The 23,674-nt window shown below is 57.4% G+C and carries 24 protein-coding genes; 12 read left to right on the plus strand and 12 right to left on the minus strand.

The genetic code is table 11. The annotated features are described in order from the left end of the window. Window positions 1–7: 7 nt before the first annotated feature. Window positions 8–829: a 4-hydroxy-tetrahydrodipicolinate reductase gene (gene dapB, locus HQL98_11540; protein ID MBF0272682.1), complete on the plus strand. Its 822-nt coding sequence runs from the start codon at window positions 8–10 to the stop codon at window positions 827–829. 280 nt (window positions 830–1,109) lie between these two features. Continuing rightward, window positions 1,110–1,361 (plus strand): hypothetical protein, encoded by a 252-nt coding sequence (locus HQL98_11545; GenBank protein ID MBF0272683.1) that lies wholly within the window; start codon window positions 1,110–1,112, stop codon window positions 1,359–1,361. A 151-nt stretch (window positions 1,362–1,512) separates the two neighbouring features. Here the strand turns inward: HQL98_11545 and HQL98_11550 are convergent, their stop codons facing one another. Beyond that, the gene (locus tag HQL98_11550) at window positions 1,513–3,546 is read right to left on the minus strand and encodes a TonB-dependent copper receptor (GenBank protein MBF0272684.1); all 2,034 of its coding nucleotides are present in this window, start codon (window positions 3,544–3,546) and stop codon (window positions 1,513–1,515) included. A gap of 486 nt (window positions 3,547–4,032) precedes the next feature. Here HQL98_11550 and HQL98_11555 point away from each other — a divergent pair, with 486 nt between their 5' ends. From HQL98_11555 to HQL98_11575, 5 genes are all read left to right on the plus strand, one after another. Next, window positions 4,033–4,776 (plus strand): TonB family protein, encoded by a 744-nt coding sequence (locus HQL98_11555; protein ID MBF0272685.1) that lies wholly within the window; start codon window positions 4,033–4,035, stop codon window positions 4,774–4,776. A 34-nt stretch (window positions 4,777–4,810) separates the two neighbouring features. Next, window positions 4,811–5,425, plus strand: coding sequence for a MotA/TolQ/ExbB proton channel family protein (locus HQL98_11560; protein ID MBF0272686.1), 615 nt, complete (start codon window positions 4,811–4,813; stop codon window positions 5,423–5,425). After that, entirely contained in the window at window positions 5,418–5,819 is a 402-nt protein-coding gene (locus HQL98_11565; GenBank protein MBF0272687.1) for a biopolymer transporter ExbD, read from the plus strand. Before HQL98_11560 ends, HQL98_11565 begins: the two co-directional genes overlap by 8 nt. A gap of 233 nt (window positions 5,820–6,052) precedes the next feature. Then, complete coding sequence (locus HQL98_11570; GenBank protein ID MBF0272688.1) at window positions 6,053–6,793, plus strand: sulfite exporter TauE/SafE family protein; 741 nt, start codon at window positions 6,053–6,055, stop codon at window positions 6,791–6,793. Next, window positions 6,790–7,782 (plus strand): sigma-54-dependent Fis family transcriptional regulator, encoded by a 993-nt coding sequence (locus HQL98_11575; protein ID MBF0272689.1) that lies wholly within the window; start codon window positions 6,790–6,792, stop codon window positions 7,780–7,782. Before HQL98_11570 ends, HQL98_11575 begins: the two co-directional genes overlap by 4 nt. A gap of 196 nt (window positions 7,783–7,978) precedes the next feature. On the opposite strand, the gene cyoE is transcribed toward HQL98_11575, so the two are convergent. From cyoE to HQL98_11605, 6 genes are all read right to left on the minus strand, one after another. Beyond that, the gene (gene cyoE, locus HQL98_11580) at window positions 7,979–8,860 is read right to left on the minus strand and encodes a protoheme IX farnesyltransferase (protein MBF0272690.1); all 882 of its coding nucleotides are present in this window, start codon (window positions 8,858–8,860) and stop codon (window positions 7,979–7,981) included. A 47-nt stretch (window positions 8,861–8,907) separates the two neighbouring features. Beyond that, complete coding sequence (locus tag HQL98_11585; GenBank protein ID MBF0272691.1) at window positions 8,908–9,120, minus strand: hypothetical protein; 213 nt, start codon at window positions 9,118–9,120, stop codon at window positions 8,908–8,910. Window positions 9,121–9,207: 87 nt separating this feature from the next. Continuing rightward, window positions 9,208–10,812 (minus strand): cbb3-type cytochrome c oxidase subunit I, encoded by a 1,605-nt coding sequence (locus HQL98_11590; GenBank protein MBF0272692.1) that lies wholly within the window; start codon window positions 10,810–10,812, stop codon window positions 9,208–9,210. 59 nt (window positions 10,813–10,871) lie between these two features. Then, a complete protein-coding gene (locus HQL98_11595; GenBank protein ID MBF0272693.1) occupies window positions 10,872–11,603 on the minus strand; it encodes a hypothetical protein in 732 nt (243 codons plus the stop codon). 11 nt (window positions 11,604–11,614) lie between these two features. Then, on the minus strand, window positions 11,615–12,430 hold the full coding sequence (locus HQL98_11600; protein ID MBF0272694.1) for a hypothetical protein: 816 nt from the start codon (window positions 12,428–12,430) through the stop codon (window positions 11,615–11,617). Window positions 12,431–12,553: 123 nt separating this feature from the next. Continuing rightward, window positions 12,554–13,330: a heme-copper oxidase subunit III gene (locus HQL98_11605; protein MBF0272695.1), complete on the minus strand. Its 777-nt coding sequence runs from the start codon at window positions 13,328–13,330 to the stop codon at window positions 12,554–12,556. 357 nt (window positions 13,331–13,687) lie between these two features. Here HQL98_11605 and HQL98_11610 point away from each other — a divergent pair, with 357 nt between their 5' ends. Next, entirely contained in the window at window positions 13,688–14,407 is a 720-nt protein-coding gene (locus HQL98_11610; GenBank protein MBF0272696.1) for a helix-turn-helix domain-containing protein, read from the plus strand. 45 nt (window positions 14,408–14,452) lie between these two features. On the opposite strand, the gene ccoP is transcribed toward HQL98_11610, so the two are convergent. The 3 genes from ccoP to ccoN are packed head-to-tail and all read right to left on the minus strand — an operon-like array spanning window position 14,453 to window position 17,585. Further along, window positions 14,453–15,364 carry a cytochrome-c oxidase, cbb3-type subunit III gene (gene ccoP / locus HQL98_11615; GenBank protein ID MBF0272697.1) on the minus strand — a complete coding sequence of 304 codons (912 nt, stop codon included), beginning with the start codon at window positions 15,362–15,364 and terminating at the stop codon, window positions 14,453–14,455. A gap of 17 nt (window positions 15,365–15,381) precedes the next feature. Then, the gene (gene ccoO, locus HQL98_11620; GenBank protein MBF0272698.1) at window positions 15,382–16,098 is read right to left on the minus strand and encodes a cytochrome-c oxidase, cbb3-type subunit II; all 717 of its coding nucleotides are present in this window, start codon (window positions 16,096–16,098) and stop codon (window positions 15,382–15,384) included. Between the two features lie 14 nt (window positions 16,099–16,112). Beyond that, a complete protein-coding gene (gene ccoN, locus HQL98_11625; protein ID MBF0272699.1) occupies window positions 16,113–17,585 on the minus strand; it encodes a cytochrome-c oxidase, cbb3-type subunit I in 1,473 nt (490 codons plus the stop codon). Between the two features lie 103 nt (window positions 17,586–17,688). Here ccoN and ccoG point away from each other — a divergent pair, with 103 nt between their 5' ends. The 4 genes from ccoG to HQL98_11645 are packed head-to-tail and all read left to right on the plus strand — an operon-like array spanning window position 17,689 to window position 20,662. Next, complete coding sequence (gene ccoG / locus HQL98_11630) at window positions 17,689–19,095, plus strand: cytochrome c oxidase accessory protein CcoG (protein ID MBF0272700.1); 1,407 nt, start codon at window positions 17,689–17,691, stop codon at window positions 19,093–19,095. Between the two features lie 11 nt (window positions 19,096–19,106). Then, window positions 19,107–19,622, plus strand: a complete 516-nt coding sequence (locus HQL98_11635; protein ID MBF0272701.1) for a FixH family protein — start codon at window positions 19,107–19,109, stop codon at window positions 19,620–19,622. A gap of 1 nt (window position 19,623) precedes the next feature. Next, a complete protein-coding gene (locus HQL98_11640) occupies window positions 19,624–19,779 on the plus strand; it encodes a cbb3-type cytochrome c oxidase subunit 3 (GenBank protein ID MBF0272702.1) in 156 nt (51 codons plus the stop codon). Continuing rightward, the gene (locus HQL98_11645) at window positions 19,772–20,662 is read left to right on the plus strand and encodes a hypothetical protein (protein ID MBF0272703.1); all 891 of its coding nucleotides are present in this window, start codon (window positions 19,772–19,774) and stop codon (window positions 20,660–20,662) included. The genes HQL98_11640 and HQL98_11645 overlap by 8 nt, the downstream gene beginning before the upstream one ends. Window positions 20,663–20,721: 59 nt before the next feature. Here HQL98_11645 and HQL98_11650 read toward each other — a convergent pair whose 3' ends face one another. After that, window positions 20,722–21,963 (minus strand): FkbM family methyltransferase, encoded by a 1,242-nt coding sequence (locus tag HQL98_11650; GenBank protein ID MBF0272704.1) that lies wholly within the window; start codon window positions 21,961–21,963, stop codon window positions 20,722–20,724. Window positions 21,964–21,992: 29 nt separating this feature from the next. Beyond that, entirely contained in the window at window positions 21,993–23,654 is a 1,662-nt protein-coding gene (locus HQL98_11655; GenBank protein ID MBF0272705.1) for an NAD(P)/FAD-dependent oxidoreductase, read from the minus strand. Between the last annotated feature and the right edge of the window lie 20 nt (window positions 23,655–23,674).

Raw genomic sequence — 23,674 nt, forward strand, 5'->3', positions numbered from 1 at the left:
GGTCGTCATGGGCGCGCAGCAAACAGAAATCACTGTGGTCGGAGCGGGTGGACGCATGGGTCGGATGTTGATCCAGGCGATCCAGGCCAATCCCTCGGCCCGTCTGGTGGCCGCCACCGAACATCCGGACTCCCCCTTTGTGGGTCAAGAGGCCGGGGAATTGGCTGGTGTTGGTCCTCTCGGGGTGATGATTTCCGGAGATGGGGCGTCGGGCTTTCAACCGGGTCGGGTGGTGATCGATTTTACCCGTCCCCAGGCAACTCTTGCCCATCTGGAATGGGCCATGGCGCAGAAAGCCCCCATGGTGATTGGTACCACCGGTTTCGATGCCGCAGGCCGGGAGGCGATTCGGCGCGCTTCGGAATGGATCCCCATCGTCTTCGCGCCCAACTTCAGCGTGGGGGTTAACCTCATGTTTCGATTGGCCGCAGAGGCCGCCAAGGCCCTGGGGGAGACGGTGGATATCGAGATCATCGAGGCCCATCATCGCCATAAGGTGGATGCCCCTTCGGGGACCGCGTTGGGATTGGGTCAGGCCATCGCGGGCGCATTGGATCGCGACTTGCAAGATGTTGCCGTGTATGGTCGTGAAGGCCATACCGGAGCCCGGGATCGTCGCACCATCGGATTTGCCACGGTTCGTGGCGGGGACATTGTGGGGGATCATACCGCCTTGTTCGCCGGCGAGGGGGAACGGTTGGAAATCACCCATCGCGCTTCCAGTCGCATGACGTTCGCCCAGGGCGCGGTTCGGGCGGCGGTGTGGGTGGGTTCCCGAAATGCCGGATTGTTCGATATGGGCGATATTTTGGGGTTTGGAAAAAGTTAGGGCTATTGCGTTGATTTTAATTGTCAAAAAAAACGCGGCCCGCAGGTCGCGTTTTTTTTTGGAACTTTCCTGCAAGGAGGGGGGTCAAATTCAATAGACAGCCCATCATGGAAGAGCCCATTCAGGGTGCGGAACGTTGACAAGCGTCCATTCATGATCCAAGCAGGTGAGCCAGCCAATCCATGGCGTTCACCATGGGCCTAAGGCATGAAGGAACCGATGGCCAAACATTCGACCAAAACGTTTCAGAGTGCACTTTACTAAAAAAGGAGAGATGCTAATGAACACTGGATTCGATTCGTTTGAAATGGAAGGTTACGGCCTGTGCAACGGTGTGCGTGACCATGTGCATATCGCGATGGGAGACAATGGTTTCAGTGTCTGTCGCAACGATCAGGCGCGGATTGGTGATTGCCTCATCGAGGGGATTCCGGATCTGGGGGTCGCTCACGAGTTGACCGAAATGCTGATCGGTGAGATCGAACAAAAGGCCCTGGAGGCGCAACAACGACCGGGTCTGATTTTTGGTTGATTCGGACGGTCTGAAAACCGGAAAAACAAAAATGCCAGGGGCGCTCCCCCTGGCATTTTTGTTGATGGGGTGATCAAGCCCGGTGGCAGGGGGGATGGCAGGCCGTGGAATGCGGAACTGGATCCGGTCATGCCACGGCCTTTGGTTTTTTTTAACGATCCAGATCGAAACTGAGCTTGACCCATACGGTGCGGCCCGGTTCGTTGATGCGGGTGTTGGCGGGAAAGCCCAGGGCGGCGAGGCCGTCGTTGGAGAGGTGTTCGGCGTAGGCCTTGTCGAGTACATTGTCAACGCCGGCAGTCCATTTGATCTCTTTGTTCAGCCGATATCCCCCATTGATCGAAAGCACCCCGAAACCGGCACTTTCATTGATGTCCGCGCCGCCAAAGACGATATTCCCGGAACCGATGTCGAGGCGATCTTGACTGGCGGCCAGACGCCACAAGACCCCGGCGGAGTAGGTCTTGTCGTCGTAGTCGGCGGCCAGGCGGAACTCCAGGGGAGGTTGTTGGGCCAGGGGTTTGTTGTCGGTATCGTTGTCCCCATGCACATAGGCCAAGGAGGAGCGCAGGGTCATGGTCTCGTTGATCTTGTAGGCCAAATCCGCCTCGCCTCCCAGCACGGTGGCATCCACGTTGCGGGTCAGGGTGGGGGCGGGAGACCAGCGAATCAGGATATAGTCGTCGATTTTGGCGTAGAATCCGGATAACGATCCTTGCCATGGCCCCTGATGCCAATTCAATCCCAGGTCCAACTGGGTGGTTTTTTCCGGATCTGTGGTGAGAAAGGCGCTGGTGCCGGTGGCGAGGGCCGTGGTGGTGGATGAGAATTTGTTGCGTTCCCAATAGTCGGCGGTGCGTTCGGCATGTCCCAACCCCGCATACCAAACCCCTTGATCACCGGACAACGCATGTTCGTAGCGGATGAAGCCGCTGGGCAGGGTTTCCCGGTCCACCGCTCCTTGCGTGTTGTTGCCCGCCGTTTGTTGACAGACGCCACCAGCGCTGCTCAGGCAGTTGCGACTGTCTTCCCCCCGATGACTGTCCAGACGTGTCCCGGCCAGCAGCGTGGCATCTTTGGAGAGTTGATGATTCATCTCTGCAAAGATGCCGTACTGGCTGAACTCCATATCCTGGATGCGGGGTGCGGCCAGCAGCGCGGCTTGCGCGATGGCCGCTGTGGCGCCACTGCCGCTGCGTGCGGTATGGATATCCTGTTTGCCATCGACTCCGAGGACCAGATTGGTCTTGTCAGTCACGGCCAGGGTGGTTTTCAGGTGGGCGCCAGTGGTTTCCCGGTCCGGATTGCTGGCCATCTGCATTCCGGTGACGGAGCGCAGGGTGTAGTTGTCCATCACGTGGTCCACGTAGTTGTAATAGATCTGGGCATCCACTTTCTGGATCAACGGGGTGATGTTCTTGCGTACCAGTTTGAGGGCGTAATGGTCCCGTTCAAACTGGCTGCCATCCATGGATCGGTCCGCGTAGGCCGCCTCTCCATCGCTGTGGGTGGTGGAGAACTCCAGCAGGGTATTCTGGTTCGGTGTCCATCCCAAGGACCCGTTGCCACTCCAGCGGGTGTAGTCCGAATGGATGGTTTTGCCGGCGCCATCCTGGTAGTTGCCGGATTCGGTTCGGGTCGCCCCCACTGCCAGATAGCCGGTGGAATTGCCGACACGGGCGTTGCCCACCTGATCGTTGCGACCCGCGCTGCCGACGGTCAGACCTCCATGCCCGGACCACCCCGGTTTCTGGAAGGTACTCTCCTTGTGTTCAAACAGGACGGCTCCTGCCGAACTGCCCGCGCCATTCAAGACTGACTGGGGGCCTTTGATCACGCTGACCTGATCGTAGCTTTCCGGAAACACGTAGGCGGTGGGGGGATCCATGCGATTGCCGCATCCGCCGTAGATTTGTTGACCGTCCAGCAGAATGTTCAGACGGGAGCCGGACATGCCCCGCAACACCGGATCTCCGTCGGTGCCGCCTTTGCGGATTTGGGAAAAACCGGGGATGCTTTTGAGATATTCCGAGCCGTCATGGGCGGGAATCGGCTGGCGGGGACTTTTGGGATTGGTGCGTACGGTCAGGGGTTCATCACTTTGGGGGGCGGTGACCACCACCTCGTCCAGAATGTCCATGGTATTTCCGGATTGGTTCTGTTGTGCATGACCGGTGATGGCCATACAAACCAATCCCCCGCCGGATAATAATTGTAACAGTATCTTTGGACGATTTGAAACTCCCATTTCAGGCCTCCCGGTTTCGATTTTCGTTTGTATTATTTTGAACCAAGCAATGATGTTCTGCAAAGGATGGACCGTTTTACTGTTTTGTTGTAAATCATGGTGTTGGTGATCCAGTTTTGTGAATATTTTTTATTGTCTGTGTGTTATGACGATATTGGTGTGTCAAATCACACAATTGGAAGTTTATATTCAGGAGTAGGCACTGTGTTGGTCGTGCAGGGGTTGAGGTTGACCCTGTATTGAAGATCATCTAGAATCTCTCTTTGGTCAGCATTCATTGTCCGCTCCTGCCCGATTGATGTTTCCGCCATGCCCATGTTTTCATCCAGCGTCACGGGGGAGGTTGTACAGGGCAGCAGCCGGGCATGGCGGTCGTTTGGCCTTTCGGTGTTGGTCCATGGGATGGTGGCGGGTGGGTTTTGGATGTCACCCCCGTTTGTGGTCCGGCCCGAGCCGATTGCGATTCCCTTCGAGGTGGTTCCCGCGTCGGATGCAGTGGCGACGGTTGCTCCCGGTCCGACTTCGGTAGCCGGCGCGTCGCCGTCCCAACCCGAAGTGCCGCCTCCCAAACCTGTGGAGACACCGCCCCAACCCGTGGAGACACCGCTCCAACCTGAGGTCTCCTCCCCGCCGGTGCGTCCCCCAGAGGTGAGCCGGAAGCCGTCCAGGCCCAGGGATCGACCCGTGGTGCGTACGGTGGCCAAGGCGTCGGCTTCCACTCCGGTTCCGGCGGTGGATGCGGTCCCGGCTCCGTCTCCCGCGGTGGATGTGGCCCCGGTTGCCGCATCCCAGCCTGCCGCGTCCGTGCCGCCGACGGTCCCCCGGATGGGGAATCCGGCCTTGGCCGGGTCTGATGGTCTGTCCCGGACGGTGGCGGAAGATCGACTCCCGGATGTGAAGGCGGCCATGGCCGCCAATCCCAAACCCGACTATCCCCGTTCGGCTCGGCGTCTGGGGCAGGAGGGAACCGTGCTACTCACGGTGGAGGTGACCGCCGCAGGGGGGGTGGCGGGCGTGGGGGTTCGGAAAAGTTCCGGCTTCGAGTCGTTGGATCAGGCGGCCACGGAAGCGGTCCGCCGTTGGCGTTTCATACCGGCGCGACGCAACGGCCTACTGGTCGCGGCGACCGTGAGTGTGCCGATTCGTTTTGCCTTGCAGGCCGAATAGGCGGTTGTTGGATCGGAAAAGAGAGAGGAATGACATGAACGATTCGGTATCCTGGATGGCTTGGTGGGTCCATGCCGACGGGGTGGTCAAGGGGATTTTTGTGGTGTTGATCCTTTTGTCCATTACCGGATGGACCATCATCTTGCACAAGTGGGGACGGTTTCAGGGATGGCTCAGACAGGAACGGCGGGTGCGCACCGCTTTGGATCAGGGGGAGCGGGTGGAACCGGTGGCGCTGCTGTTGGGTCCGGGTATGGCGGTCCCGGTCGGGAGGAGCATTGTTTTGCAAGAGGCCCGGTTGGCCCAGGCGGTGCGGGAGAAGCGGGTGGAACTGGAGAGCGGGTTGACCTTTTTGGCTTCCATTGGGGTTTCGACCCCGTTCATCGGACTGCTGGGCACGGTCTGGGGAATCATGCATGCGTTGGCCGGATTGGGTCACGGGGCGGCCTTGTCGTTGGATCTGGTGGCGGGACCGGTGGCCGAGGCGTTGGTGGCGACCGCAGCCGGATTGTTTGCCGCCATTCCCGCGGCGGTGGGATACAATCTGCTGGTGCGGCGCCTGCGGCGGGTGATGACCCTGGCGGAAGGCAATCTGTTGCGTTTGGTGTCTATCGGGCCGGGAGGTTCCCATGGCCGGATGGATGGTTGACCCGGATGGGGGGGAGGATCGGCCCCTGGCCGAGATCAATGTCACCCCATTGGTGGATGTGATGCTGGTATTGCTGGTGATTTTCATCATTCTCGCCCCGGCCATGGCCAATTCCCTGAAAGTGAATTTGCCCAAGGCCTCCGGGGATCCCACCCTCTCCCAAACCCCGTTGACCGTGATTCTGCATGCCGACGGTTCCACCCGGCTCAACGATGAACCCGTGGATGCCACCGTGCTGGCCCAACGTCTGCAAGAGGCGGTTCAGCGGGATCCGGAACTGCTGTTGCGCATCGATGGTGATGGGGCGACCCCCTATCAGCAGGTGGCGCAACTGCTCGCTTTGGTGCAGGGACAGGGCATACGCAAGATCGCGTTCACCACCTTGCGTCCGTAGGGAATTTTGAAGTTGCCCAGGGGGGAAAATCCAGGTAAGAATAGACCGTTGCCCGGCATCATGGTGGCACTTCGACTCGGGAGCAGGGTATGAGTACGTTCTGGATTGTGGGGATTGTGATCAACGTCACGTTGACCGGTCTGGGGATCTATTGGTTGTGGAGCAATCGGGCCAAAGATGATTCCGGGAAAAAATCCTAGCGTCTTTTGCGCTTGGGATTTTTCAACGGTCACGTGGATCACTTTTCGGTTTTGATTCCTTTGCTGCTGGCGTTGTCCAGCCTGCTGCACTGTCTGGGCATGTGCGGCGGGATCGTCGGGGCGATTTCGTTTCATCTGACCTCCGGCATGGGAGCAGTGCGGCGTCCCATCTGGCCTTTTTTGCTGGCGGCCAACCTGGGACGGTTGGTCAGTTACGCCATCGCCGGGGGATTGGTGGCGAGCTTCGGTCGTACCGTGTTTGAAACCTTGTCCCCGGATTACGGTCACACCCTGTTGCAAGGATTCGCCGCCTTGATCCTGGTGGGCAACGGTTTGTTTCTGATCGGTCGGTTTCCCGAAATGCACCGCATCGAACGTCTGGGGAACCATCTGTGGCGAGGACTGGAACCCCTCGCGAGACGTTTCATGACGCCACGCACCCTGGGTCAGGCGTTTTTGTTCGGGGTGGTGTGGGGTTGGTTTCCCTGTTCGTTGGTCTATGGGGCCTTGTTGTGGAGCAGTGGTTCCTGTTCGGCTTTGTCGGGTGCGGCGGTCATGGTGCTGTTCGGTCTGGGAACCTTGCCGGTCATGGTTTCTGCCGGCTGGCTGGCCGGAACCCTGGTGCGTTTCGGAGGGCTTTCCCGCTTTGGCCGGATCACCGCTTTGATCCTGCTGGGAATCGGCATTTTCAACTTGTTTTTGTTGGGCTTGAATGTGCATAATTCCCGCTTGCATGAAATCAATCACATTGTCAACTGTCTGATTCCGCCATGAATCCAGCTTCGCAACCCGCCATGATGGGCAATGCTCCCGCTTTCGCGGCCATATTGCGTGCGTCACGCTTGGTGGCGGTCACCGGAGCCACGGTCTTGATCCAGGGCGAGTCCGGCGTGGGCAAGGAGCTGTTGGCCCGGGCGATCCACGATTGCAGTCCCCGCTGCAAAGGACCGTTCATACCGGTCAACTGCGCGGCCCTCTCCGAGTCATTGGTGGAAAGTGAACTGTTTGGCCATGCCAAGGGTGCGTTCACCGGTGCTTTGAGCGAACGGGCCGGACGTATCGCGGCGGCTCACGGTGGTACGCTTTTTTTGGACGAAATCGGGGACATGCCGCTTTCCATCCAGGCCAAGATGTTACGGTTTCTGGAAAATGGCGAATGTCAGCCCCTGGGACAGGAGCAGCCCCGCAAGGTGGATGTGCGTGTCGTGGCTGCGACCAATCGGGATCTGGTGGCGTTGGTGGCTGCCCAGCGGTTTCGTCAGGATCTGTTTTATCGATTGCAGGTGGTGCCGTTGGTATTGCCTCCTTTGCGGGAGCGCAGTCAGGATGTGGCGTTGTTGACCCAGGCGTTCTTGAGCCATTTTGCTGGTCAGCACGGTGTGGCTGTGCCTGCTTTTTCCCGTTCGGCCCAGGAGATGTTGCGTCATTATTCCTGGCCGGGCAACATCCGGGAATTGCGCAATCTGTGTGAGCGGGCGGTGATTTTTCACGCCGGTCAGAACCTGGATGAAACTTTTGTCCAGGGGCAATTGATACCTCAGGCCATGCCGATGCCACATCCGGAAATCCCCTTTCCGGAGACCGGTGGTATGCAGGGCGCCATGGCCCTTCCTAATGGCGGCATCAGCCTCGACATCCTGGAACGTGACATGATCCGTGCCGCCTTGGCCCGTACCCAGGGCAACCGCACCCATGCGGCCAAACTCCTCAATGTCAGTCGTGATACCCTGCTGTACCGCATGAAAAAACACGCCTTGCGTTGATTGACTTCGAATTGTCCATAAGCCAGGAATCATAGGGAACAGGATAGGCACATGGAGGACGGATCACGCAGCCCAGGCGCGTTTTGCGCTGGTCCTCGTGATCCGTCCCTCCCTTGTGTGTGACGCCGGGGATGGTTTGATGCCGGGGATCGTGCGTCGGGTGGTTCTTGCGCCGGAATCGAGCAAGGCCAGTGGATCAGAATCCGGTCGCAGGCCAGTTCTTGTCCGCCAGGATGGAGATGAACAATCCCCCCAGATAGCGCATGGAAGCCATGAAGTTTTTCCAGGCGAGGGGACGGTTGTGGGGATCCTTGAGCAGGGCGTGATTGAGTCTTAAAAAGTCGATGCCGAACAGGACAGCTCCCACCGCGTAGATTGCTCCCAACTCATGCATGAACCAGGGCAGCAGGGAGATTCCCACCATCAGCAGGGTGTTGGCGAGGATCACCTGCGCGGTTTTGGCCTCTCCCACCACCACCGGCAGCATGGGCACACCCACCAGGCGATACTCTTCCTTGAGATAGATGGCCAGACTCCAGAAGTGGGACGGGGTCCAGAGAAACAGCACCAGAGCCATGAGGATGGGCAGGGTATAAAGTTCCGGGTGGACCGAGGTGGCGCCGGCCAACACCGCGAAGCTTCCCGCCGATCCACCGATGACGATGTTGAGCCAGGTTCGTCTTTTCAGCCAGATGGTGTAGACCACCCCATACAGAAAGGTGCCCAATGCCAGATGGAGCGCGGCCACCGGATTGAAGAACCACATCAACAGGCTGACACCGGCGATGGTAAAAAAGAGCGCCAGCCATAAAATGCGGGCGGGGTTTTGGTTGGACTCGTCGGCGGCCAGGGGGCGATGGGCGGTGCGGGGCATGCGGCGGTCGATGTCCCGGTCCCAGAAGTGGTTGACCACGGCGGAACCGGCAGAACCGAACATCATGGCCACAGCCAAGGCCAGAATCGCCGAAGCCCGATACTGTTCGGCCACGGCCATATGGGACACCACAGCGGTCAGGGCGATCATCAAGCCGATTTTGGGCTTGCACAGTTCAATATATTGAGTCCAGGTCAGGGACATGGCCGGATTCGCCTTGCGGTCGCGTGTGATAGGGATGAACGGGTGGATCAGGGCGTTTTTTGGGGAGCGTGTTGGGCGGCTTTGGCAGCGGCTTTGGCGGCAGCGGCTTCCAGATCTTTTTGCGAACGGTTGGCCGGATCATACTGCTTGACAAAGTTTTGGGTCAAAAAGCCGATCAGAATCAAAGCAAGAATAAAAAAGAAAATGCCTGCCCGGTTCATCCGTTTGCGCAGTTCCGGGGTGATGGGTCTGGGTTCCATATTGGTTTGACTCGTGGGTGCGTGTGGTGACGTTTTGTTTCGGGGAGCCGGGGAGGCTTGGAGAAGCCTCCCCGGTAAGGTCCATCATTATTTGTAGGTGTAGGGCGTCCAGTTGGCGTCCACGGTCACCGGTTTCGGGAAGTTGCCCGGGCCCGGAGGTGTGGCGGTGTGGGTCCACTCCAGAGAGTTGGATCCCCACGGATTGTCCGTGGCTTTTTCACCTTTGATGGCGCTGATGATCCAGTTGCTGATGGTCAGCACCATGCCGATGGCCACGATGAAGGCGCCGATGGTGGCCACTTTGTGGTAGCCGGCGAAATGGGCCGGGAATTGGGAGTAGTCCCAATACCGCCGGGGCATGCCTTCGACACCGATGATGAACAGGGGCCAGAAGGTGATGTTGACGCCGATGAAGTTGAACCAGAAGCCGATCTTGCCTTGTTTGACATTGAGCATGCGACCGGAGATCTTCGGGAACCAGAAGTCAACGGCGGCAAACACGGAGAAGGTGGCGAAGATGCCCATGATGAAGTGGAAGTGGGCATGGGTGAAGGAGGTTTCGCCGAGATGCACGGACATGGCGGTCAGGGCCAGGGGGATGCCGGTCAGACCACCGATCAGCAGCAGATAGAGGGCTGCGGTGCCATAGTACATGGGGATGTTGAAGGTGATGGCGCCCTTGTACAAGGTACCGAACAAGGAGATGGTCATCAGGCCCACGGGAACCGAAATCAGCAGGGTGGTGACCATCTGACCCAGGCGCAGCCAGTCGGGCATGCCGGAGTAGTAGAGGTGATGGATCCACACTTCGCCGGAGATGGCCACCAGCAGACACATGCCGCCGTAGACCGCCGCCTTGTAGTTGAAGATGGGGTTTTTGGCCATGGTGGCGAAGATTTCGTAGAAGATGCCCATGGCCGGCAGGAAGATCACGTAGACCGCCGGATGGGAGTAGAACCAGAAGAGGTTTTGATACAGCAGCACGTCGCCGCCGTTGGCCGGATCGAAGAAGTGGGTACCCAGATAGCGGTCAAACAGCAGCAGGGTGACCGCGGAGGCCAGCACCGGCACGAAGATCAACTGGATGAGCAGAGCGGTGAAGCAGGACCAGACGAACATGTTGAGCTGGTTCCAACCCATGCCCGGGGCGCGCATGTAGATGATGGTGACCAGGAAGTTGACCGCCGCCAGGATGGAGGAGAAACCCATCAGGTGAACGGTGAAGACGTACAAGGAGGTGTTGCCCGCCGTGGTGACGGAGTAGGGGGGATACCCGGTCCACATCACGTCCGGTTTGTCCGGCACGACGAAGGTCAACAGGGCCACCACGATGCCGGCCCAGAAGAGCCACACCGACAGGGCGTTGATGCGGGGGAAGGCCACATCCTTGGCGCCGATCATCAGGGGCAGCAGATAGTTGGCCGCAAACCCGGTGAGACCGGGAATGAGGAAGCCCAGAATCATGGCCGCGCCATGAAAATAGAGCCAGACATTGTATTGATCACCACCGGTATAGACATCGGAGACGATGGTGGGTCCGGGTGCGGACTGCTCGATGCGGATCAGCAGTGCCATGATGCCGGCCACGGCGAAGGCCGCAATGGATCCGATGAGATAGAGGATGCCAATGCGTTTGTGATCGGTTGAGAATATCCATTCACTTAATTTGAAGCCAGACGATGCGGTGCTCATACGATCCTATCCCCTTTTTCCTTCCAAAGATCTGTTATAGGCCAACCGTGCGACCGATTTCAGGCACCGGCGCCCTGTTTTTGTTTCGCGACCCAGGTGTCGAACTCGGCCTGGGGAACCACCTTGACCTTGGTCCACATGAAGGAGTGGCGGTTGCCGCAATATTCGGCACAGGTGGCGATGGTTTCGCCCTCTTTGGTGGGCTGGAACCACAAGTAGGTCACACGACCGGGCATCAGGTCTTCCTTGACCCGATAGTCGGGCAGGAAGAAGGAGTGAACCACGTCGGTGGAGGTCATGCGCAGCACCACGGGCTTGCCGACCGGAACCACCAAGCCTTCGCCTTCCTTGGAGTCGGGCATGAAGGAGGTGCTGACACCGTTGTCGTATTCAAAAGCCCAGTTCCACATGCTGCCGGTGACTTTGACTTCCATGGCATTGCGGGGAACGTTGCGGTATTCGTTCCAGACGGTCCAACCTTTGGCCGCCAGATAGAAGTCGTCGGCCATGAAGAGAAACGCCGGCACAACGGCGAAGCTGATCGCACCGATTTTGCTCAGTTTCGGACCTTCTCCGATCTGATTGGGACGGGTGGCGCGATATTTCCAGACCCAGTACAAACCCGCTGACAAGAAAATGATGCCGATGATCAACAGGTCGAGCAACACGTGATACCAAAGATGATTCCAACTGGCCGTTGGATCCGGCATCGCCACCTTCTCACCCGCCCCGGCCATCGCGGCGTGTAGTCCGAGGCCCATCAGGACCATCGCGGAAACTGCCCGTTTCATGAATATTCTCCTCATTTATTGATGTGCTTGCGATGATAAATCCGATAGATCCCCAAAGATCCCACCAATAGGCCGATGCCCAGAAGGAAAGATCCCAATCCTACAAAGACCGGAATGCTCAAGGTGTAACGACCTTCCTTGAAGTTATAGCTGTAACAGAGGCTTACCAAGTAATCAATCGTTTCCGACGGATGGAACTGATTGGATTTGGCCTCCAGCAACGCCAGTTCGATGTCCTTTGGGGTGACGTTCAAAACATTAAGGTAACGGGCCACCCGGCCTTCCGCATTCAGAATCAGCACGATGGTAGGGTGGAAAAACGTTTTGTCACGGGGGGACCAGAAAAACTTGTACCCCACTTTGCCCATCTCTTGTTGGATGATTTCCGGATTCTCGAACCGGGTGAAACGCCAGTCCCGGATGGGATCATCGGGCAGATCCAACTGTTTGGTGAATTTGCTCAGGCTGTCCGCAGTGTCGTTTTTGTCAAAAGAGACAAAGACCACATTGAATCCTTTTCCCGCCTTGAGCGCCTTGACATCCTTCAACAACTCTTTTAATGCGATTCCGACATTGAAACAGGCACCATCACAGGTGTAGTAAGCCGGAACCAACACGAACGGCAGATCGGGGAGATCCTCGAATTTCAGTGGCGCCCCTTTCTCATCCAGCAGGGTCACTTCTTTGCCGAATTTGACCCCGAGGAATTTTTGTTCATCAATGCGGAAGATGGCAGGGTCGATGTCGGAGTTTTCCGTGGGTTTGGAAAAGGCCCAGGCCCCGTTGGTCATCACTGCCCAGAACACTATGGCTGTAAGCCACGACATCCACCGCTTGCCCATGATCGCCCGCTTGATTCCTAAAGACTGGTACTGGGTCGGAAAAGGCCTGGATTGCGCCCGTTTTTGATGGCTGGGCGCAATCCGGGAGAGTTTCCGTTGTATTTTCTATTACCAATAATAGATCTGGGAGACCACGAAGAACCAGACCACGTCCACGAAGTGCCAGTACAGGCCCACGCAGAAGGTCAGATACTTGTTGGTGCGGCCTGCCAGGGCGGCGATGAGTACTGTCAGGAACGAGCCGAGACCCACCACCACATGGGAAGCATGAAAACCGGTGATGGAATAAAAGGCCGTGCTGTAGGCGTTGGTGGACGGCTTGAAGTTCAGGTGGAAGAGATGGCTGTACTCGTAAACGGTACAGGCGAGAAAGATGCCGCCCAGAACGATGGAGATGAACACCCACAAACGGAAGCCACCGATATCGTTGTGGCTCATCTTTTCTTCAGCCACATGATAGGTGAGGCTGGAGGCCACCAGAATGACGGTCATGATGATGGGCAGCACCAGATTCATTTCCGTGGGGGTGCCAGCCGGGGGCCAGTTCGGGCCTGCGGAAAGACGCATGGTCCAATAGGAGATGAACAAGCCCAGGAAGATGAAGACTTCGGAAACGATGAAGATCGGCAGGGCGATCGGGGTCAGGCCTTCCATGACCGGTTCCTGGGTCAAGGCTTCGGCGGTCCATTTGGCGATTCCGGCCAGCAACAGCGGCACGCCGAGTCCGGCACAGATTTGGGTGTATAAAATGTTGTTGTAGCTGAACCAGGAAATGAAACCGAAAACAACCAGGAATAAAACGCCCAACACAATCAACAATGGTGCTACGCTGGTTTCCCAGTGGTGGGCATGCGCATGGGCATGACCGGATGCGGAATTCGCCATCTTGCTATTCTCCTTAGTTTCATTAATGAATCGATACAGGGTCCCTTGTTTAAGGGCGCCCGATGGAACTAATCCCCAAATTTTTGGTCACAGAAAGTATCATTGATGGATGTTAGAGTCAATTCAAATTTTGACAATTGTCAAAATTATGTGGCTGTGAGATCTGGAGGTGAATTGTCATTAAAAATATACGTTAATGATTACTAATTTATATTTTATACGAAATATATTTTGAATTGGACTGGCAGGCTTTCTCTGGAATAGGATCCGAAAAGTCTCTATTATTGTGTATTCGTATATCGCATGAAAGATGACAATCTTGCGATAATCTCTTTGGAATCTGTCTGGGAAAATCCTATGGAAGTTGCAGAAACCGGTTGTCCCGATCCGTTTGAGGTCGCCTGCGAGCATTGCAAATTGTATGGTTTTTTGCGTCTGTTGGAACAAATGGGGCTGGATTCTTCCCCTTATTTTTTGTCCCGCCATCGTGAGATTGCCAAAGGGGATCGACTGTTTGAAACCGGTCAGACCTTTCATGGTATTTATGCGGTCAAGAAAGGCAGTTTCAAGAGTCATACGATGGCGGATGATCCGGAAGGACAGATCTCCGGATTTTATTTGCCAGGAGAGTTGCTTGGATTGGATGCCATTCGGATCGGGGTTTACGGTTATCAGGCCACGGCCCTGGAGGCTGGTCTGGTGTGTCTGTTGCCGTTCAATCGGCTGGAACAACTGGGAGCCAGCGTGTCCCTGTTTCAAGAGCAGTTGATTCAGGTACTGGTGGAGCAGGTGCGGCACGATCAGCATCAGGCGTTGCTGGTTGGCAGACGGAGCGCCGAGGAGCGGTTGGGGATGTTTTTGCTTAATCTGGGGGAGCGCTACGAACGGCACGGATTTGGGAGTGGGGAGTTCCGTTTGCCCATGTTGCAGAATGATATCGCCAATTATCTGGGATTATCCATCGAGACGGTCAGCCGCACCTTGCGCAGTTTTCGGGAGCAGGGGTTGGTGCGGGTGCAAGGCAGGCGGGTGAGTCTTCTCGATTCTCCCCGCCTGCGTTCTCTGACCCGCACCTGAAAGCCTGGGCGTGTCTTTGGTCGGCTGACCGTCTCACGACTTTGATTATTGACCGCCGCCCAGACTGTGGACGTAAATGGTCAACTGCTTGATGGCCAACGGATCCAGTTGCCGACCCGTGTCCTTGGAGCCTTTGGCCCAGGCGGGCATGAGGCCGCTGCGACCCATGGCGATGGATTGACGCACCACGGCGGGGTCTCCGCCATACAGCCAGATCGCATCCGACAGATTGGGGGCGCCGACCGGGGGCGGCGGTTGGCCGTTCACGGTATCCTTGAGGGAGCCTTTACCCTTGTCCCCGTGGCAGGCGTTGCAGGCGGCTTCCCCGTGGAACAGGGCGTCGCCACGGACGGCGGCGGTCGCATCCTGGTTTTTGCCCGACAGGGACAACACATAGGCGGTCAGGTCATTGACCTGGGCCTCCGAGAAGTTGCCTCCGGCGGATTTCAGATGTGCCGGCATCTGTCCCACGCGGCCATTGGAGATGGTCTCGTGAATGGTTTCCAGATCGCCGCCGAACAGCCAGTCGTCATCCGCCAGAGTGGGGAAGCCTCCCGCCTTGACGCCAACGCCGCCGCTGCCGTGACAGGGCGCGCAGTTGTCGCCAAAGAGCGCCTTGCCACCGGAAATGGCGTATTGCAGCAGTTGATTGTCCTGGCTGATCTCCTTCAAGGAGAGCTTTTCCAGTTTGTCGTTGAACGGCTTTTGATGGGCGCGGGCGGCGTCCATTTCTTTGTTGTATTCCCCGTGCATGGACCAGCCCAGGGTTCCCTTGGTAAAGCCATCCGCCAGGGGCCAAGTCGGATAAAGCACCCAGTAGCCGAAGGCCCAGACGATCGTGGCCCAGAAGGTGTAAAGCCACCATTTCGGCAAGGGGTTGTTGTATTCCTTCAACGGGAAGCCTTCGTCGTCATCCCATTGGTGACCAGTGGTTTCCACTTCTTTCTTGTCCGCCATTGAAGTCTCCTTTCAGTTCAGCGGGCTTTCGCCTGTTGACCGGAAAAATCCACCAGCGTGCCCAGCATTTGCAGATAGGCGACCAGGGCATCCAGTTCGGTGATTTTATCGGGCTGACCATCGAAATCGGCTTTGGGAACCTTGTTGCCATACCGTTTGTTCAGACCGGCGGCGTCGGCGGATCCAGAGGCTTGCGCGGCCAGATCCTGTTTGGCGTTGGCGATCTGTTCGGCGGAATAGGGGACTCCCACCATGGAGAGAACTTGCATGCGTTTTTCGATGTCATCGGTTTTCAGGGTGTTTTGCTGCAACCAGGGATAGGCGGGCATGACCGATTCCGGCACCACGTGCTGAGGTTTTTGCATGTGGGCTTTGTGCCATTCGTTGGAATACTTGCCGCCAATCCGGGCCAAGTCCGGACCGGTCCGTTTGGAGCCCCATTGGAAGGGATGGTCATACATGCTTTCCGCGGCCAGGGAGTAGTGCCCATAGCGTTCGGTTTCGTCGCGGAACGGACGGATCATCTGCGAATGGCAGTTGTAGCACCCTTCGCGGATGTAGATGTCCCGGCCTTTGAGTTCCAGAGGGGTGTAGGGGCGCATGCCCTCGACCTTTTCGATGGTACTCTTGATGTAAAAGAGTGGCACGATCTCCACGATACCGCCGATGGCGACCAGCACCAGCGTCAGGATCGACATGAGGGGAATGCTTTTTTCGATGGTGGAGTGTTGCATCGGAATCCTCCCTGTCAAGCGGCCGTGGCCGGGGTTTGTTTGGCGCCACCGCGCACGGTCATCACCAAGTTGTAGACCATCACCAAGGCCCCGACCAGGAACACGATTCCGCCAATCGAGCGGATCAGGTAATACGGATGCATGGCCGCGACGGTTTCGGCGAAGGAGTAGTTCAGGTTGCCGAAGGTGTCATAAGCACGCCACATCAACCCTTGCATGATGCCGGAGATCCACATGGCGACGATATAGATCACCACGCCGATGGTGGCGAGCCAGAAGTGAAGATTGACCAGACGGGTGGAATAGAGGGTTACGCCCCAGAGTCTGGGCATCATGTGGTACAAGGCGCCGAAGGAGACCATGGCCACCCAGCCCAACGCGCCGGAGTGGACGTGTCCGATGGTCCAGTCGGTGTAGTGGGACAGGGCGTTGACCGACTTGATGGACATCATCGGCCCTTCAAAGGTGGACATGCCGTAAAACGACAACGAGACGATGAAGAAACGCAGGATCGGATCGGTACGCAGTTTATGCCAAGCGCCGGAGAGGGTCATGATGCCGTTGATCATGCCACCCCAGGAGGGGAGCAGCAGCATGATGGAGAAGGTGGCGCCCAGGGTGCTGGCCCAATCCGGCAGGGCGGTGTAGTGCAGATGATGGGGACCAGCCCAGATGTACATGAAGCTCAACGCCCAGAAATGGACGATGGAGAGACGATAGGAGTAAACCGGGCGTTCCGCCTGTTTCGGGACGAAATAATACATCAGCCCGAGGAAGGCCGCCGTCAGGAAGAAGCCCACGGCGTTGTGGCCGTACCACCATTGAATCATGGCATCCTGCACACCGGCGAATACGGGATATGAATCGGTCAGGCTCACCGGAACCGCCAGATTGTTCACGATGTGCAGCATGGCCACCGTGATGATGAAGGCCAGATAAAACCAGTTGGCCACATAGATGTGAGGCTCTTTGCGTTTCGCCAGGGTTCCCACAAAATTGATGAAATAGGCCACCCAGACCACCGTGATCAGCAGGTCGATGGGCCAGATGGGTTCGGCGTACTCTTTGCCCTGGGTGATCCCCAAAGGATAGGTGATCACCACCAGCACGACCACCAGATTCCAGCCCCAGAAGGTGAGATTGGAGAGAAAATCCGAAAAGAGTCGTGCTTTGCAGGTGCGTTGCACCACGTAATAGCTGGTGGCGAACAGCACGGATCCACCAAAGGCGAAAATTACTGCGGATGTGTGAAGCGGTCTGAGTCTTCCAAAGGTGATGTAGGGGATGTCTGCGTTGAGGCCGGGAAAGGTCAGTTCAAGGGCGAGGATGACCCCGACCAGGAATCCCACGACTGCATAAATAACAGCCGCGATACTGAACTTTTTGATCACTTCATAGTCATACGTTCGTGCGAGGTTTTGGTCCACTTCGTCCTCCTTATCAAAGGGAAAGCGAGAAAAAAATTTCGACCCGGGCCAGATGCGCATAATCCCGAGACATTGGTTTGGAACTGTTATATATACATTCAAGACAGTGTGCAATGAAAAAATTGCAAATGCGGCATTTCTCTTTTTGATGAGTAGCCTTGATATGGAAAACACATCGCTCTATGCGGAATGGAAGAAAATTTATCCACGTTATCAAGCCGGTTTTTTCCGGAACTTGCGCTTTAAAATCTATGCGGCGGAGTTGGCCGTTTTTTTTCTGCTGCCATGGCTGCGCTGGGAACGGCCCGGAGGATTGCCAAATCAGGCGGTGTTGTTTGATTTGCCGGAAAGAAAATTTTATCTTTTTGACCTGATGATCTGGCCGCAGGATATTTTTCTGTTGGCCTTCCTGCTGATCGCGGCGGCCATCGGACTGTTTTTCATGACCGCGTTGGCGGGTCGGGTCTTTTGCGGCTACATGTGCATGCAAACCATCTGGACCGATTGGTTCCTTCTGATTGAAAAGATCTTTGAAGGCAACCGCAACGTGCGTATGAATCTGGATAAATCCTCATTGAGTTCGAGAAAAGCCGGAATCAAGACCGGGAAGCATCTGGTCTGGCTGCTGATCAGCGGTTGGACCGGAATCACGTTCACTTTGTATTTTGTGAACGCGCCGGAATTGATGGGGCAATTCATGGCCGGAACCGCCCCTTCCCAGGCTTGGTTCACTTTTTTGTTCCTGACCGCCACGACGTATGTGATGGCCGGTTTCGCCAGGGAACAGGTCTGCATCTACATGTGTCCGTATGCCCGTTTCCAGGGGGTGATGTTCGACGAAGACACCATGATCGTGGCCTATCATCCCGAACTGGGTGAACCCAGAGAGTCCAATCGTCGCAAGCGTTCCGCCATGGGTGAAAAGGTGGGGGACTGCATCGATTGTGATTCCTGCGTGACGGTCTGTCCGACCGGGATTGACATTCGCAATGGACAGCAATATGAGTGCATCACCTGCGGTGCCTGTATCGACGCTTGCGACAGCGTGAAACTCAAAACCGGCATGCCCAATCGTCTGGTGCGTTACACCTCCTTGCGGGAGATGCGCGGAGATGGCAAAACCCGTTGGATCCGGGGCAGGATTCTGGTCTATGCGACGTTGTTGACCCTTTTTCTCGGGGGGATCGTGTTTTATCTGGCCCACCATGTCTCCGTGGAATTCACGGTGATCGGCCATCGGCAACCGCTTTACATCCTGCTGTCCGACGGCAGCATTCAGAACAACTATACCGTGCGGGTGCTCAACATGACCTCCACGGGTCAGAGTTATACCTTGTCCGTGTCGGGTCTGCCGGGAGCCGCCTTGACCGTGGGAGCCATCAACGCCCGGAGTCCGGAGGGGTATCCGGTTTTGACCGTGGCCCCTGGATCCGTGACCACCTTCTCGGCCTATGTGCGTCAGGATCGGGCCAAGGTGGAGACGGGACCGCGGGAGGTCGTGTTCAACCTGAAGACTCTCGCTTCACAAGGGGGCGAGACCACCTACAAGAGCGTATTCATGAGGCCATGATGGAACCTGTGATGCCGGATCGTGCTAAGAAATCCATTTTTCGGCTTGAGCCTTGGCCAACCGCCATTGTATTGTTTTTCGTGGTGGTGGTGGTGGTCAACCTGATTTTTATCCGTCTGAGCATGACCACCTGGAGCGGTGTGGTCACCGAAGGCGCCTATGACAAGGGGGTGGCCTACAATCAGGTGCTCAAGGCCCAACAGGCGCAAGATGCCCTGGGGTGGCGCGTCACCCTGGATGAATCCGCGTTGCTGGCGGGCCAGGAAGGAGCGTTGCGGCTCTCGATCCTGGATCGTCAGGGACAACCGGTGGCGGGAGCGCGGGTCGAAGGCGATCTGATGCGACCGGGGCAGAAAGGATTGGATCGGGCCTTCTCCATGACCGAGCCGCATCCGGGGGTGTACGAGGCGCGTCTGCATATGCCCCTGCCTGGTCTATGGGATTTGAAGTTGCGTATCGATGGGGCCGGTGGGGAGTATCGTCTCGCCCGTCGCATCCAGACACAAGCCGCAGGATTGGGAGGTTGACATGGATTTTGACACCTTGGTAGCATTCAGTCGGCAATTCGGAGTCATCTGGTTTTTCCTGCTGTTTGTGGGGATTGTGGCCTGGGCCTATTGGCCGGGAAACAAAAAGCGGTTTGAAAAGGAAGGTCGAAGAGTGCTGGAGGAGGGGGATGAGTAAATACAAGGAACGCAAGTGGCGCGTGGGGTGGATCCTGATCATGACGGTGATGATCTGGAGCGGGGGTATCCCCACACCGGATGCGCTTCGGGTTCCTTTGACGCGGATCGGAGCCGCGTGGGCGGCAGACCCCGCGCTTCCCGTGGGTGCCGTGCCCATGGGTACGGTCAACGCGGAGATCGGTGAACAGGGCAAATTGGCCGCCGAGCAGGAGGCGGCTTTTCTTGCTTCGCAGAAGTTTAAGGATTTCAGGAATTTTTTTGTAATCTGGGTGTTGTTGATGTTGGTCGGTTTCCTGATCTGGAGATACCGCCCCCGCAACAAGCATTGGGTGCCAGAGTCCGCCCCTTCCAAGCCGGAAGTGGAAGTCGAAGTGGAAGAGGAGATCGATGCGTCGGTCTTGCGTCCGGTTCTCTCCGATGAACAGAGCCGACGTTCCCGGGATGCCATGACCATGGTCGCGCTGGCCTGGGAGGAGCGCTATGGGCTTTCGCCCCTCAACCTCTCCGTGCTGGCGGCCCGTGACGCGGCGTTGCTGGTGGGCATGTCCGATGAACGCTATTCGTTGCACATGCAGGATCGGGTCTTTCCGGCCCCGAGCGATGTGGATTTCATTTACAATAAGAGAAGGTTTATCGTTCGCTCCGTGCGCCACAGCCCCAGCACGGATGCCCGTCATGTTGCCAAGGCCCATGCCAGCGGATGGGATTTATTGGTCTTTATCGTTTACGACGCCCAGTACGAGATCCTGGGAGCTTGGCAGATGTCCAACGAAGAGTATCTGGTGCAGTGCGCTCAAAAGGAGCGGCTGGTGCCCGAGGATTATCAGGTGGGGAAACGATTGCCAAATTCACCGGTGGCCCGCTCCGGGGCGACGGCCTGAAGTCGGCTCTCCTTTCTTTCTTGGGATCCCCGGCACTTCCCGCCCCCAGTTGGGGCCTGTCATGAATCCCGGGTGAAAATCCGATTGCCCAATCCCTGCATGGGTGGTCCCACCCGTTCAAATCCCCACTGCTTGACCATCCGTTCCGCTTCGCGCACTTCCTGATCGTCACGCATTTCGATCAACAGATGACGCAGGCGGGGATCGGCGAGTGTGGCGGCGGCCCCCCGCAAGACTTTCAGTTCCGGTCCATCCACATCCACCTTCAGGTGGGTGGGGTGGGGCAGGAAGGTGGCGGCACGCAGAAAATCATCCAGGGTATAGGCGATGCATCCGGTGAAAAAAGTCTCCCCCGAGGCGGAGGGCTTGCGTCCGTCGATGCCGGCGTGGGACCATCCCCCGCTGACGAAATAGGAGTTGCCGAAACGCATCACGCCGGTCTCATCCGACAAGGCAATGGGAAAGGCCATGACCGCGTTCCCCTGTCTGTTGACATGAATGTTGTGATTCAATCGGGCCACGTTCAGGGGGGCCGGTTCAAAGGCCACGGCTTTGGCACCGGTCCGCATGGCGACCGCGTACAGGCTGTAATAGCCCACGTTGGCCCCGACGTCGTACAAAACCGAATCCGTTTGAATGGTTTTTTCCAGCCATGCCACTGTATCCGGTTCCGGAATGGCCAGTTGGCGCAATTCGCTTTCGTTGCCGATGATCATGACGAAGGGATTGCCCGGAGTCTGGATCGATACCGGTTCCTGAAAGACCACCGCGTCCATGGGACGGTTCACCTGGGGCATGCCGTTGTGGTCTGTGGTTCGGAAAGCCAGGGGCAAGGGTACCCGGTTGCTGTCCGCCAGTTGAGCGGTGAGTCGTACCCCATCGTGGATGCAGGCCAGGGCCTGGGCACGGGAGAGTCGATGATCCCGGATGGCCTGGGTCAGACAGGCTTCGTGCTGAGCGCTGATTACTCCGAAATCGTGGCGCACCGGCAAGGAGAGGGGAGTCCCGGCGTGGGCGGCCTGAAACAGGGACTCCACCGAGGTTTGCTGTTCTTGCAGAAAGGGGGTCTCCGCCGAGGTTTCATCCAGGGTGGTCCGGACCAGTTCGATCCGTTCTTCCATGCTGAGGAAGGTTGGAATCAAGCGCAATTGGGTGATGGCGGCATCCACCTCTTCGGCGGCGGGTTGGCGTCCAAAGACCAGAGCCAATCCGGCGCCCACCCCTGACCGGTCCACCTCCCGGCCCTCCTCGATGGCCAGGAGAGTCTGTCGGACCACTGTCAACAACATTTGTTCAGTCATGGAGGGGGTACCTTTGTCGAGTATGGATATCACAATGCGGCACGTCGCAACGCCTTGAAGGCGTTGTCGGCGGCAACGGTTCCGGTCAGGATGGCTTTGCTGTAGCCCGGTCCAAAGGCGAACGAGGAGGCCAACAGCAATCCATCCACGGCGGTCATGCAGCCCCGGTGAAACGTCTGGCTGATTTTCATCAGTTCCGGATCCCCGAATCCATGTACACCGCCCAGCGGGTCGTTGAGGTAGGATTGCACGGTTCGGGGGGTGGCCATTTCCTGATAGACGATGCTCTCCCGGATGCCCGGAAAGGCCCGATCCAGGGCGTCGATCATCGCCGCCAGCCAGCCTTGCTTGTGGGCCTGATAGGCGGCTTCGTCGGGAAATTGCCAGTTGCTCAACCGGTCGATCCAGTTCATCAAACCCAGACACTGGCCATTTTCCCCGATCATTTCCCCCAACTGGCTGTAGTCGCAAAACAGGAACGGCGCCTCTTTGCTTCCCGGGGGCAGCCCCATGATGGCACAGCTTTCCGGCATTTTTTTCATGCTGTCGAGCCAAGCGGGATAGACGAAATGGGCGTAATGGCGTACCCCGTAATGGGAGGGTGGTTTGGAAAAACCCAGATAGATGGTCCAGTTGGACAGATCCGCCGGAATGTTGTCATAGGGGCGGTGAAACGGTTCCCGCCAGGGTTCCGGCAGCAATCCCCGGATCACCCGGGGGGTGGCGTTGCCCAGGATCAGTTTGGCGAAACTCTCCTGGGGATCCGGTTGGGCGACCGGCTTGCTGGAACCGATGATGGGGGCTTTTTGATGGGCCACTCCGACGGCTCGATTCTGGTCCATCAGGATGCGGGTCACCTCCCGACGGGGGTGGGCCTCGCCTCCCGCTTTCCGGATAATTTCCACCAAACGGTCGCTCAATTTCTGGGAACCCTGGCGGACGTAGTGGGCTCCGTAGTGGTACGACCCCTGGGACAGGGAGTAATCAAACAGCGAAATGTGATCCAATGTGCTGGTGAAAAATTGCAGATTGGCGCACAAAGCGAATTTGATGGCTTCGTCATCGCCGAACAGGGTCTGCATGAATCGGCCCATGGAGATTTTCTGGGCTGAGGCGAGGGCATCCCGCTGTTGCGGTGGCGTGGGAGGTGAAGTGGCTTCTGGGTCCGTGCCGGCCAGCGTGGCCTGGATTCGGGCCAGATCGCTCAGAGGGGTGTTGCCGGTGGTGAAGTGTTGAATCAGGGTCTGATTGCGCAGATTTCTCAGATGGCGGATGGTATTGAAATAGGTGCGAATGGATTTGGCATGATGGCCGAAACGTTGGGTACAGGCGTCGATGGCCGCGTCATAACCCCGGGGCATGACAAAATCCGTGCCCAGCAACGGATGGCGCAGACAAAAGAACTGTTCCGCCGTGGCCACCGGCACCGCATCCAGCAGCCCCAGCTTGGCGAAAAGCGGAGTCTTGAAATCCTGCGGATCCAGCCCGTCCATGACGCACAGGCTTACTTCCACCTGCAAATCACGCCGTCTGAAGGTGGTGGCGGCTCCGCCGAATTTATCGTGTCGTTCCAGCAGTTGGACCCGTTTTCCCCCCTGGGCCAGCAGGGCGCCCGCCACCAGTCCCCCCAGACCGGAGCCGATGATGATGGCATCGAATGGAGGGGATTCCCCCGGGATGGTGACGTGCAAAGGGTTTCCTCCTTGGATTT

This window comes from Magnetococcales bacterium, from assembly GCA_015231755.1.
GTDB lineage: Bacteria > Pseudomonadota > Magnetococcia > Magnetococcales > Magnetaquicoccaceae > Magnetaquiglobus.